The organism is Acinetobacter sp. YH12086 (genome assembly GCF_013419345.1).
Lineage (GTDB): Bacteria > Pseudomonadota > Gammaproteobacteria > Pseudomonadales > Moraxellaceae > Acinetobacter > Acinetobacter amyesii.
This window is the reverse complement of sequence record NZ_VPAF01000001.1, coordinates 372,302-385,211: the sequence shown is the minus strand read 5'-3', so window position 1 is coordinate 385,211 and position 12,910 is coordinate 372,302. Positions and strand designations below refer to the sequence as shown.

The following is a 12,910-nucleotide window of genomic DNA, read 5'->3' as shown; positions in this document are numbered from 1 at the left end:
TATTTGTTAATTTTTTTTAATAAAATTTAACGCAATGTAATATTTTAAAAATTTTAATATATAAAACACACCTTTAGCATAATTTTTAACAAGTTTTTAAAAAGTAACATTTTTTTGATGTGACATAATTCACATATTCATATTTAAATATCAATTATGATTCTTTTATAAAATATTCATAGGATAATTTATATGAAATCAATTTTTGACTTTATTTCTAAAAAATCCCTATCGATAACGCTATTTGAAAGTGCGAGTGCAGGTTATTTAGCATATAGAATTTCACAAGATAAAAACTCTGGAATACTTCTGGATGGTTCTATTGTTAGTTATGACTTACTATTCAAGAAGCGTATTTTAAATATAAAACAATCACTTATAGATAAATATACTGCTGAATCCCCAGAAGTAACCACTCAAATGATTGTAAATGGAAAAAAATTATTCAAATCAGATATTTATATATCTTGCACTGGACTTTTAAAGCGCGGAGGATCCGAAAACAAAAAGAAACCTGTAGGTACTTTTTTCTATTGCATTTATTTTAAGAAAAAATTTTATAATTTCAAAATTTTAACTAAAGGTAAGCCTATCAAAAAATTAAAAATACTATATAAAGCTCTATGCAAGTCACTCACTAAAATATTAAAAAATTATTATTGTTAGTTTCATGTAATTAAAAAATAACTATTTATGTATATAAAACAGCCCCCAAAGTATTACTTTTAAACAAATTGAAACTTAATAAAGATTATGTAACATCTTTAATAATCATATTAGCAATATTCATGTTAATAATAAATGATCTACTGTAATTGAGTAGATTATCTAATTAATCTTTAAAGGAACAGTATTATGTCTAATTATAACCAAGATCAAAATAATGATACTCGCTTACAGCACCAACGTGGCGATACTCAAAAACCTCAAAACCAACAAAATCAGCAGTCTGATCAACAGCGTCAGCAGAATGATCAGCAACAACAGCAGCAACCCCAACATCAACAAAATCAACAATCTGATCAGCAGCGCCAGCAGAATGGTCAGCAACAGCAGCAGCAACCCCAACGCCAACAAAATCAGCAGTCTGATCAACAGCGTCAGCAGAATGATCAGCAACAACAGCAGCAACCCCAACATCAACAAAATCAGCAGTCTGATCAGCAGCGCCAGCAGAATGGTCAGCAACAGCAGCAACCCCAACGCCAACAAAATCAGCAATCTGATCAACAGCGTCAGCAGAATGATCAGCAAGACCAATAGTCAGAGTAACAACATTAATTTTTATTTGCAGAAGTAGCTCAGGGATCGCTACTTTTGCAATTTATTAAATAATTTATCGGAGTTATTACTATGAACGACCATCAAAATGAACATCCAATACATCATGACTGGCGCACGGATTACTCCAATAGACCGTACTATGGGGATCTGCAACGCGAAGTGCCAGATATAGATTATGACCGTGATCTAAGGTCAGCTTATGAGCTTGGAGAGAGGGAACGTCATTTATACGGTGAAAATGCGCGTTTCGAAGATTCTGAGCCGGATTTACAAACCAAATGGGAAGAGTTTAAAGCAGATTCTCGCTTGAAATGGGAACATGCTAAGCATGCGATTAAGGATGCTTGGGATAAAATTTAACCCTGTATGTATAACTAGAATTAATAAATTGTATCAAATATGGACTTCATAAAAATAATTCTGCATGACACCTCTTTTAACTTTGCATTGGAAATTATTTTCCGATGCATCATTATGTTTATCTTAATTATTATTTTTTTAAGATTTTCAGGTAAAAGAGGTGTTAGGCAACTTTCAGTATTTGAGTTAGCTATTATTTTAAGTTTGGGATCTGCAGCAGGCGACCCCATGTTTAATGATGATATCCCCATCATTCAAGCACTCATTGTATTTGCAGTCATTATTCTTCTCTATAGATTAACTACATACCTCATCATGAAATCAGATTCGTTTGAAACCATGTTAGAAGGTAGGCCAATGTATATCGTTAAAGATGGCTTATTGATTGTTGAAGATATCAAACAGGAAAAGTATTCATATGACGAATTTTTTGCTGAGTTAAGGCAAAACAAAATAGAACACTTAGGGCAAGTCAAATCAGCCTTACTTGAAACAGATGGATGTCTAAGTGTAATCCCTTATGCCAAGGATAATATTAAATGGGGACTACCAATTTTTCCTGATCACTACCAAAAAGCACAGCGTTTTGATTCCAAAAAATACTATTCGTGCATGCTGTGTGGTCAAACACAATTTATTAGTTCTCTAAATGCTCAGTGCCCCCGCTGCAAATGTGACCGCTGGGCTGAATCTGCTTTTTATTGTGAAAGTAGCTCCAATCAACCATCAGATTGAACATAAAATAGACAATTTTTTACTCTAATTTTGCCAAGCATTTTTATTGTCTATATTAGCTTTATGCAATAGCAAAACCTTATCTAGCACATGTACTAAATAACATCAGACAAAGGGATGTAGCTCATGAAAAAATCAAATAATCCTAAAATTGATCAGTTTGAAAAAGAGGCATATGTAGACCCTAAAGGTAAAACACTGACCTCATCTTTGGGTGTACCTGTAGCTGACAATCAAAACAGTTTAAAAATAAATCAGACTGGTCCTACTCTGTTAGAAGATTTTCTCTTACGAGATAAGTTAATTCACTTTGACCGTGAACGTATCCCTGAGCGTGTTGTGCATGCTCGTGGTGTTGGAGCGCATGGTTATTTTGAAGCTTATGAAGGCAACGAAAAATGGACTAAGGCTAAATTTTTGACTAATACTCAAAATCCAACACCAATCTTTGTCAGAATTTCTACAGTACAAGGCGGGCGCGGCTCAGCTGATGTAGTCCGTGATGTACGCGGATTTTCCATCAAATTTTATACCGAAGATGGAAACTACGATTTAGTCGGTAATAACATTCCTGTATTTTTTATTCAGGACGCAATCAAGTTCCCTGACTTTGTCCACGCAGTGAAGCCTGAAGATCCGAACGAAGTTCCTACTGGTCAATCTGCGCATGATACCTTTTGGGATTTTATTTCTTTAAATACCGAAGCCTCTCATATGACAACCTGGGTGATGTCAGATCGTGCTATTCCTAGAAATTTACGATCGATTCAAGGTTTTGGTGTACATACCTTCAGATTAATTAACAAAGATAATCAGGCGCATTTGGTTAAATTCCACTGGACACCGAAACAAGGTGTTGCCCAAGTCGTTTGGGATGAGGCCTTAAAGCTTAATGGTAAAGATCCTGACTTCCATCGTCGCGATCTATGGGATGCCATTGAACGTGGCAATTATCCTGAGTGGGAATTAGGGGCACAGATCTTTACTGAAGAAGAAGCGGCTCAATGGGACTTTGATGTGTTGGATGCTACAAAATTGGTACCTGAAGAGCTCGTACCTATTACTCCACTAGGTAAATTTACTCTAAATCGAAATACAGATGATTTCTTTGCGGAAACAGAGCAAGTTGCTTTCAGTCCAGCCAATATTGTTTCAGGAATTGATTTTAGTAACGACCCTTTATTGCAAGGCCGATTGTTCAGCTATACAGATACGCATCTGCACCGCTTAGGAACAGCAAACTTTAATCAAATCCCAATCAATAAGCCTGTCTGCCCTTTCCATACCAATCGTCGTGGCGGCTATGCAAACCATGAAGTCTATAAAGGTAAAGCGAATTATGAGCCAAATTCTGTAGATGAAAATTGGCCTAGAGAATCTAATAATGATCCGCATGCATTTCGGACCCATCCTGAACAAATCGAAGGCAGTAAGTTAAGAATCCGACCAGAAAGCTTCGCAGATCATTTCTCGCAAGCGACAATGCATTACCAAAGTCTTGCTAAGCATGAACAGCAGCATATAAAGGATGCTTATGCATTTGAACTCTCAAAAGTGAAAGCTATTGAAATTAGGGAGCGAGTTGTAAATGAAGTGCTTGCAAATATTGACTTGGATTTAGCGAAATTTGTTGCAAATGAATTAGGGTTAGCTGCTCCGACTAAGCAAAATAAATCGGTTAAGAAAGCTACCGTCGCTAAATCTGATCACTTAAGCACATTGGCATACCCTGCATCTGATATTAAGCAACGTAAAATTGCACTGTTGGTACACAACGGTGCTAATGCTTCCTCTATCGATGCAATCAAGACTTGGGGCGAATCAGAAAGCGCTGTAGTTGAAGTTTTAGCCCCTAATGCAGCGCCGGTGAAATCTAACGATGGTAAAGAAATTGCAGTTGATGGATGTCAGAATGGCGAACCTTCAGTTACCTACGATGCCGTCGTTGTTGTTGATGGTGATAATCTAGATGAGTTCTTAAATGATGGTGTAGCAAAACACTATGTTTTAGAAACATTTAAGCATCTTAAACCTATAGTTTTATTGGGTGATAAAGAGGCTTTAATTAAAGAACTGAATCTCACCAAAGATGCTGCACTTCTCACTTCACAAAGTTTCAAAGATGTCAGTGATCAATTTAAAACAGCGATACAGAATCACCGTTGTTGGGACCGTGAAGATAAGGTTGCTTCTATACCGGCCTAATTTAACTAAGAAGAAAAAAACCGCCTTTCTGGGCGGTTTTTTTATCTATTGGTTCTTGGTTCGAACTAGATTTAAAAAATGTAGATGACGTTCGTATTGATCAATAACATCTTGCAAAATATCTTCTTGCGTCCATTCGATGATGTCATAATTTTGACCACCTTCTCTCAAAAACACTTCAGCTTGGTAATCTTGCATAATTTCATCTGAATCAATCATAAAACTTGGTGTATTTTTTTCTTGAACAACCACTTGGTAAATAAAGTTAATCTCATCTTGATGGTTTACACGTAACTCCAAGCCATCATCAATCATGTTTACTATTACATCCAAATGACGACGCATAAATTCTTTCTGAAGATTTGAAAATGCCTGACTTACCGTTTTTTCAATATAATCTTCAACTTCTTTACGTGTATGCGGATAATGCATAATCAATCCTAAACGTTGCTGCCAACTTCTTGGATTATGAATTGCTCTAGGTGTAATACGTGCATCCTGTAATGCTTGCATCTTGGTTGCATCTAAATGTAGAGCCTTGACTAGCCCCCAGCAAATTAAAAGCATTACAAAAGTAAATGGTAATGCACTCAACATAGTCGCTGATTGCAAAGCACCTAAACCTCCAGCGAACAACAAAACAATCGCAAGCACTGCCATTAACGTTGTCCAAAACAATCGTTGCCAAGTCGGAGAGTTTTCCGATTTTGCTGTTAAATAGTCTGTAACTAAAGCCCCAGAGTCTGCCGATGTCACAAAAAACAACATGACCAGAATGGTCGCCACAAAACTCATCACACCTGAGAATGGCAAGGTCCCTAAATATTCAAATAATGCAACGGATGAATCTCGTTGCACTGCAGAAATCAGCGAGGTGTTCGCTTCGTTTAAAATGCTATATAGTGCGGCGTTCCCCATAACTCCCATCCAGATCAGCGTAAAGCCTGTTGGAATAAGTAAAACACCTACAATAAATTCACGAATAGTACGTCCTTCAGACACACGGGCAATGAACATACCTACAAATGGTGACCATGAAATCCACCATGCCCAGTACATAATGGTCCAACCACCGATCCAACCATCAGACTGGTAGGCATATAAATTAAAGGTCATATTGAACAAATTTGAAATGTATTGCCCCGTGTTTTGGATAGTCGTTTGCAATATAAACATGCTTGAACTAGCAAAAAATACAAATAGCAACAGCACTAAAGCTAGGCCCAGATTAATCTCTGATAATCGTTTAATACCCTTGTCTAAGCCCATAAATACAGATAAAGAGGCCATAGCTGTAACAATGACGATTAGAATTAGTTGCGTCGTCGTTGAATATTCAATCCCGAATAGATAATTCAGGCCGGAGTTAATTTGTGTTACACCAAAACCTAAAGTCGTTGCGACACCAAATACAGTACCGATCGTTGCAAAGGTATCTACACCATCACCAATTGGACCATAAATTTTCTTTCCAATAAGAGGATATAAAGCAGAGCGAATCTTAAGAGGTAGATTATGTCTATATGCAAAGTAAGCTAAAGCTAAGCCCACAATTGTGTAAATTGCCCAAGCATGAAGTCCCCAATGAAAGAATGTTACACGCATGGCTTGCTGCGCTGATTGAATTGTTTCAGGTTCATCAGTTGGAGGTGAAACATAGTGCATCACTGGTTCCGCGACACCGAAGAACATTAAGCCAATGCCCATACCAGCTGTAAATAGCATAGCGAACCAAGAGCTATTACTAAACTTTGGCTGGCTATGGTCTAAACCAAGTTTAATTTTACCCATATTTGAACAGGCAATATAAATAAGCACTAAGAGAAAAATGGCTACAGATAGTACATAGAACCAACTGAATGAGTTTGTAACCCATTGATTCAGTTGTTTAGTTATTAAATCAAAAGCATTGGGAGCTAAAAATACAATGGCAATAAAAATGCCAATAATAACAACTGTGCTAATAAACACATTTGGATTCACATTGGAATACCATGACGGTTTCAATGAAGACATACCTTCCCTATTCCGTTTTATTTGTAAGACAGATCTAAATTGATCAAAGAGATATCCGCTATTTGCGGAAGAAACAGGCTTGTATTGAAAAGTGCTGGCATTTTCATTTTCGTTTGAAAATTTAAAGCTGACTCGTTCAAAGCCGTTGTTTAGAGTTTGAGCATGTTATCATATTTTTAGATATATAATCTAATATTAAGTAGTAAAGCAAATTAAGACCATTACTAAACTATTTATTTCGTCAATTAATTTTCTTATTCAATACTCTCTTGAAGTGCTTTAGAAGTAAGTGAGTTCTTAGAAAGTAATTAACCCGAATCGCGGATAAGAAATAAACTTGAAAATAAGAAGACTAGAGCCATCAGTTGAGTTACCACACAAAACTCACAACTCTAGTCCTAATGTTCAATAGTACCGAATTATTCTGCGTAATTGATGATTTCTTTCTTAAATTTGAAGCAACTTATTGGAACTTTCTCAAACAAAATAGCCATTCTTTAAGAATCAGACGTGCTCATCTGACGATCTCAGAAATCTGCTTTATTGCCATTTGGTATAAATGTTCTTATTTCAGCAATTTCAAAGCCTTTTTCACATGGTTAAAAGAAGATAAAAGACATTTGTTTAAAAGCTTACCATGTTACCAACGGATGATTCATCTGATCAATATGCACCAATTAGCAATACATGCTTTACATGTGGCTCTGATGAAAGGTCAAAATACCCAATATTTGTGGATTGATTCAACGACTTTGCCAGTCTGTAAAAATCAACGTATTCAACGCCATAAATCATTAGCTCAAATAGCATCTCGTGGTAAAAGCTCGATGGGCTGGTTTTATGGCTGTAAGCTACATATTGCGATGAACCCATTTGGTGAAATCGCTTGTTATGCTTTATCAAATGGGCATATAGCTGACATAAAAATGGTTGAGCAATTGGCTGACGGCTTAGAAGCAAAGCTATATGGAGATCGTGGTTATATCAGCCAGGAACTAAAAAGCAGGTTAAAAGATCAAGGTATTGATTTAATTACTTACCATCGAAAAAACATGCAATCCATCCAACTATCTGCATCAGATGAATATCACTTAAGACAACGAAATAAGATAGAAACGTTATTCAGCTTATTGAAAGGACAATACAATTTAGTGACGAGTAAAGCTCGTAGTATTCATGGATTTCTGAGTGGGATTTACGCATCGTTATGTGCATATCAACTTAATCATCAAAATAAACCAACAATTCAAATTATGGAATCATTGGCTTAAGCGGGATTCGGGTTAATTATAATTTTGCTTAATGTAAGCATTTTTTCACTTAGTTTTTGGGCTTATATAAGTAATATTATTTTATCTGTTAAAAATGGTAGTAAAAGGATTAATAAAACTTGAAAAGTTAAACAATGATTAAAGATCAAATACTTAATACATAAAAAAACAAAATGACCTTAAAAGCAATTTATAGTAATTAATTCACTTTCAAATTAAAGTAGGCTTATAACATGAATTCAAAAACCCGTAAGCTCCTTTTAGCTGGTGGTGCAGTACTTATAGCTGGTTCAATGCTCTCAACTGCAAATGCAAACACTACGGAAGTCCAAGCGGTATCAAAGGTAGATTTAAATAAATATCTTGGTACATGGCATGAAATTGCACGTAAGCCGCTATATTTCCAGAACAAATGTGATTACAACGTCACTGCTAAATATTCTTTAAATGAAAATGGTAACGTGAAAGTAGATAATAGTTGCTATAGTGCAGACGGCAAACTTAACCAATCAATTGGTGAAGCATATGTTCAGAATGCGCCAGCCAACTCGAAACTTAAAGTGAGCTTTTTACCAAAAGCAATTCGTTGGTTGCCAGTAGGCCGTGGTGATTATTGGGTTCTAAAAATTGATGATGACTATCAAACTGCATTAGTTGGGTCACCAAATAAAAAATATCTTTGGGTACTCAGCAGAACTGCTAACCCTGACCAGGCCACAGTTGATGAATACTTAGATTATGCAAAATCCATCGGTTTTGATTTATCAGATCTGATTAAGACTAAGCATAAGTAATAATCCAATAAGTCCCCATCATGGGGACTTATTTCTAAATAATACAATGTAATTTATCTGGCCATGAACGTAAGAATATAAGGCCCTTTGTATCCCTTCTATTTCAATCCCTGATATCAGCGTCTATTTACGATAGGCTGAATGCTCACTCACATTGAAATAGGATAATATTCTAATGACTACTATTAATGTTGAAAATATTAAGAGCCATGCAGATGTAATTGCTTCATGTGGGACTAAAGTTGGTGAAGTAGACCACTTGCAAGGTTCGGATCAAATTAAACTGACTAAGCATGGTGATGGTCATCACCACTTAATTCCAGTTTCATGGGTTGGTGAAATTACAGACAATAAAATTGTACTGACTAAAGACTCTCAAGAAGTTAAAGATAATTGGATTGAAGCTTAAAACCCTAATCCAAAAAAACCCTCTTAATGAGGGTTTTTTCATATCTGCTGTAATAATCATTGGAGGAAGTTAGTCTTTATCTAATGTATGAGGTGTTGTCGTCTCTTCATTTTCATTGCTGTCTTTTTGCTGGCAACCTACCAGCCCCAATACGAGTACCACGCTTATAATGGCTAACGTTTTCATACTTTAGGCCTATATATTTGTTAAAACTCTACACTAACAAAGCATGACGATTACTGTGTAAATTTATGAAAATCATTGATGAGATAAATAATAAGAAATTCTTTAAATAAAGTTTTTTCATATATTAATGATTGTCTAGATTATGAAGTTATCCCTACATTTAAATAATTATCTTTCACCCAGGCCAATAATTCTTGTGCTGCTGCAAGACGTATGGCGTCTTCTTCCTCGGCCTGATCAATTAGATCTGAAGGAGGGAATGGTCTAAAGTATTCCAAGTTTAGCTCCTATTATTGAGCGTGACTTAATCCTGCTCTAGCTTCGACGATGATTTTTTGAATTTCTTCCCGTCGTTGTTTCTTCTTTTCATGGTAAATCCACACAGAAGAAATCAACACACTTATAATTAGTCCGCCAATCAGTACTTGTAGTCTTGTAAAGGCCATTTTTTATTGCTCTTATCATGTAGTTTTCATTTAATTAAATTAAGCATTTAAATATTAAAACTTAATGGCAATTAATGACAAAAACCCGTCAATTATTGACGGGTCAAGACATGACATGTCATTACATGTTTAGTAAATATTTTTTTAGAGAATTTGGATATTGCTGGCTTGCTTGCCTTTCTTGCCATTTGTAATTTCAAACATTACGCGCTGACCTTCCTCTAGTATTTTATAGCCATCGATTCGTACTTCACTATAGTGTGCAAATAATTCTTCACCAGTATCGGAAGCAATAAATCCAAAACCTTTTGTACCGTTGAACCACTTCACTGTCCCGTTTGTTAAATTAGACATTCATATTTCCTTTAAGTAATTATAAGTTTAGAAATTGCTGTAAATATTAATTAACAAGCATATTCAATATAACCAATAATCCTTAAATATGAGGATACAACTGTTAGATCTATGTGAATCAAGTTCTTGTTTTATTTCGCAATTACACACAAAAGTGATAAATTTCTCTCATATTAAGGTAATAATCAGATATAGATTGTAATATTCGATCATTCACACTTTCCATAAATTGAATGAAAAAAGCCCCACATATACATGTGGGGCTTCACCCAATTCATTTGCGCTGATATGAGCCAGTAAATTATAAAGCACTTTAATCAAAATATGTATTCAAAATATATCTTTAAAGCTAATTAATATAAACTATCGATTCAACTGCGTGTATGCCCATTTTAAAAATTTATCTTTATCATGAAAGTTTGGTACATTGATTAAGTGAATAAAACTCACTGCTCCAAATTTACCCGCAATCTTTTTAGGATCAACAATTTCAAAATCATTGTCATTACCTAAATTAAGTTCTTTGAAAAACTCCAGAACCTTGTTATGCAAACCTTGCTGTGAATGTTCAGTTCGCTCTATCAGAAAATCATAAATCTGGCTTAAAACATGTAATTCAAAATTTTTATTCATGACTTTCTTCTCATAATTGTTAAGGTTGGAATCCCAAACTAACGGTTATTATGAGAAAATTAAAGTAATCTAGCATCCTGAAACAATATGCTTTGAAATATCTAATTTAAGATAACTCATGTTTTTTTTAAGCTTTTAGTCAGGCCTTTGCCCGCCCCATATTGATATCTGCAAGTTCAAATCTGTGAAATCGATACCCCAATTCTTCAGCATGGTCATAACGATCCATACTCCAAGCCTTTGTTGCTAGTTTACCCTTGCGACCTCCAGACCATGGACCAGTTGCTATTTCAATTAGCATGCGATGTTCGATGAGGTGTAAATCAAAACGCCAATGTTTGGTACTTTTGAAATGAAAGTACTCCTCATACTTCATTTCCATCCGGTCTAATATTTCTTTTAACCTCTCGAATGCTTCTAAGTATTTTTCACTGGCTTTAGGTAAAGGCCTGGTGCGTGGTTTCTTTTTGGGACGTATCTTTTTGGTTAGCGCTTTATATACATCAGGCTCCATATTTCACCCAATAAAAAACCTCCCGGAGGAGGTTAATTTAATTGCATGTAAAAATTAAAATAACTTAAATATTTTTCCAGTTTTATCACTGTAGAAATGCATATCAAAGCTAGGCTTAATTATTTCATCATCTATATTTAGATAACGGACGCAATCCCCAAAACTATTTGGCTCATCAGATGACTTTTCGCACATAGCTTCTAGTGTATAGACAGCGCCATGTTGATCAACCACATCTAACATTACTTTGTTTAGTAAAGTATCCATGTATTAGCCATCAATCCCAACGATTTCACTCGCTTGGAAACCACGTTGACCTTTTGATACGCTAAATTGTACACGCTGACCTTCAGCAAGTGATTTGAAACCACCTGAAATGATTTGAGAAAAATGAGCAAAAACTTCTTCGCCATTATCAGCCGCGATGAAACCGAAGCCTTTAGTATCGTTAAACCACTTAACAGTGCCTGTAGTTAAATTTGACATAATAATTTCCTTTAATAATATTTAATTTAGAGTTCTTCAAAAATTAAGAAAATAAATAGTTAATCTATAAATAATTTAATTAAAAAATTTAGCTCTAAACTGTTTAGGTTTGAGAGTGAATGTTTAAAAATACAATTTATATAGTTTATTTAGTTCAGTATAAAAAGATTTACCATCAATATTTAAAGTTAACTTTTGTCCTGATTCCAAGACAACTTGTTTAGCAACTTCAACTAAGGTTTTACCATTCAAATTGCTTTGAATTTTTTTTAACGGAATAATATTCACACGAATTTCATCGCCGTTAGTTGCTGAAGCAGTAGTCCAGCCGTTAGATATGTTCATTTATTGACTCATATAATGAGCTTTTGTAAACAGAATAGTATTAAAAATAAAACCAACTTTAATTTTGGAGATTGTTCACTTAAGAAAAATTTAAACTTATGATATTTACAGTAGCTGTGAAATTTAAGAAAAGATATAAAAATTAAATCATTATCTTAAAAATATGATTTAAGGAAAACCCACGGATAGCTGCAGGCTTCCCTTGATCGGCATGATGCGAATTCATGCTATGCGTTAACTGTTTGAATTTGATGCTTGAACATCAGAATGGAGGGAATACGCAATTCCGTTAACAACTCAAACACTACCGTTCCGCTTACGGATTCGATCAAACACACTATATCAAATATTTTAATATATACCTAATGTTATTTCAATTTTATTTATATTTCATAACTTATAAATTAACTTTTTTGTTAGCTAGGCATATTCGGGGCATTAGGATTACAACACTTCATACTAATTTCTAAGTCTAGGTTCGCCTGTGCTTTGTCTGTCATATGGTAACATGGTAAGCTTTTAAACAAATGACTTTTATCTTCTTTTAACCATGTGAAAAAGGCTTTGAAATTGCTGAAATAAGAACATTTATACCAAATGGCAATAAAGCAGATTTCTGAGATCGTCAGATGAGCACGTCTGATTCTTAAAGAATGGCTATTTTGTTTGAGAAAGTTCCAATAAGTTGCTTCAAATTTAAGAAAGAAATCATCAATTACGCAGAATAATTCGGTACTACTGAACATTAGGACTAGAGTTGTGAGTTTTGTGTGGTAACTCAACTGATGGCTCTAGTCTTCTTATTTTCAAGTTTATTTCTTATCCGCGATTCGGGTTAAATAATATCTGGGGGATTAAATAGCTGTTAGTCG

The 12,910-nt window shown here is 34.9% G+C and carries 14 protein-coding genes and 2 pseudogenes; 8 read left to right on the top strand and 8 right to left on the bottom strand.

Annotated elements, in window-relative coordinates; all coding sequences use genetic code 11:
• The first annotated feature begins 192 nt into the window (after nt 1-192).
• From FTU29_RS01945 to FTU29_RS01925, 5 genes are all read left to right on the top strand, one after another.
• Nucleotides 193-666: a CinA family protein gene (locus FTU29_RS01945; RefSeq protein ID WP_180120018.1), complete on the top strand. Its 474-nt coding sequence runs from the start codon at nt 193-195 to the stop codon at nt 664-666.
• Between the two features lie 189 nt (nt 667-855).
• On the top strand, nt 856-1,263 hold the full coding sequence (locus FTU29_RS01940) for a hypothetical protein (RefSeq protein ID WP_180120017.1): 408 nt from the start codon (nt 856-858) through the stop codon (nt 1,261-1,263).
• 84 nt (nt 1,264-1,347) lie between these two features.
• Nucleotides 1,348-1,644, top strand: a complete 297-nt coding sequence (locus FTU29_RS01935) for a hypothetical protein (RefSeq protein WP_078193446.1) — start codon at nt 1,348-1,350, stop codon at nt 1,642-1,644.
• 39 nt (nt 1,645-1,683) lie between these two features.
• A complete protein-coding gene (locus tag FTU29_RS01930; RefSeq protein ID WP_078193447.1) occupies nt 1,684-2,379 on the top strand; it encodes a DUF421 domain-containing protein in 696 nt (231 codons plus the stop codon).
• Nucleotides 2,380-2,505: 126 nt separating this feature from the next.
• Nucleotides 2,506-4,584: a catalase gene (locus FTU29_RS01925; protein ID WP_180120015.1), complete on the top strand. Its 2,079-nt coding sequence runs from the start codon at nt 2,506-2,508 to the stop codon at nt 4,582-4,584.
• Nucleotides 4,585-4,629: 45 nt separating this feature from the next.
• Here FTU29_RS01925 and FTU29_RS01920 read toward each other — a convergent pair whose 3' ends face one another.
• Entirely contained in the window at nt 4,630-6,600 is a 1,971-nt protein-coding gene (locus FTU29_RS01920; RefSeq protein WP_180120013.1) for a choline BCCT transporter BetT, read from the bottom strand.
• A 401-nt stretch (nt 6,601-7,001) separates the two neighbouring features.
• Between FTU29_RS01920 and FTU29_RS01915 the strand changes: the two genes are divergently transcribed.
• The 3 genes from FTU29_RS01915 (at nt 7,002) to FTU29_RS01905 (ending at nt 9,074) form a co-directional block, all read left to right on the top strand.
• Nucleotides 7,002-7,871, top strand: coding sequence for an IS982 family transposase (locus FTU29_RS01915; protein WP_180120363.1), 870 nt, complete (start codon nt 7,002-7,004; stop codon nt 7,869-7,871).
• A gap of 233 nt (nt 7,872-8,104) precedes the next feature.
• On the top strand, nt 8,105-8,665 hold the full coding sequence (locus tag FTU29_RS01910) for a lipocalin family protein (protein WP_078190805.1): 561 nt from the start codon (nt 8,105-8,107) through the stop codon (nt 8,663-8,665).
• 175 nt (nt 8,666-8,840) lie between these two features.
• Nucleotides 8,841-9,074 (top strand): DUF2171 domain-containing protein, encoded by a 234-nt coding sequence (locus tag FTU29_RS01905; protein ID WP_078193451.1) that lies wholly within the window; start codon nt 8,841-8,843, stop codon nt 9,072-9,074.
• 776 nt (nt 9,075-9,850) lie between these two features.
• On the opposite strand, the gene FTU29_RS01900 is transcribed toward FTU29_RS01905, so the two are convergent.
• The 7 genes and pseudogenes from FTU29_RS01900 to FTU29_RS01870 form a co-directional block, all read right to left on the bottom strand.
• Nucleotides 9,851-10,060 carry a cold-shock protein gene (locus FTU29_RS01900; protein ID WP_180115730.1) on the bottom strand — a complete coding sequence of 70 codons (210 nt, stop codon included), beginning with the start codon at nt 10,058-10,060 and terminating at the stop codon, nt 9,851-9,853.
• A gap of 363 nt (nt 10,061-10,423) precedes the next feature.
• Nucleotides 10,424-10,693: a hypothetical protein gene (locus FTU29_RS01895; RefSeq protein ID WP_078193453.1), complete on the bottom strand. Its 270-nt coding sequence runs from the start codon at nt 10,691-10,693 to the stop codon at nt 10,424-10,426.
• 169 nt (nt 10,694-10,862) lie between these two features.
• Nucleotides 10,863-11,207: pseudogene (locus FTU29_RS01890) on the bottom strand (hypothetical protein); the annotation flags it as partial.
• 54 nt (nt 11,208-11,261) lie between these two features.
• Nucleotides 11,262-11,474: a hypothetical protein gene (locus FTU29_RS01885; RefSeq protein ID WP_180102256.1), complete on the bottom strand. Its 213-nt coding sequence runs from the start codon at nt 11,472-11,474 to the stop codon at nt 11,262-11,264.
• 3 nt (nt 11,475-11,477) lie between these two features.
• A complete protein-coding gene (locus FTU29_RS01880) occupies nt 11,478-11,693 on the bottom strand; it encodes a cold-shock protein (RefSeq protein WP_067766972.1) in 216 nt (71 codons plus the stop codon).
• Between the two features lie 123 nt (nt 11,694-11,816).
• Nucleotides 11,817-12,038, bottom strand: a complete 222-nt coding sequence (locus FTU29_RS01875) for a transposase (RefSeq protein ID WP_067766975.1) — start codon at nt 12,036-12,038, stop codon at nt 11,817-11,819.
• 503 nt (nt 12,039-12,541) lie between these two features.
• Nucleotides 12,542-12,784: pseudogene (locus FTU29_RS01870) on the bottom strand (IS982 family transposase); the annotation flags it as partial.
• Between the last annotated feature and the right edge of the window lie 126 nt (nt 12,785-12,910).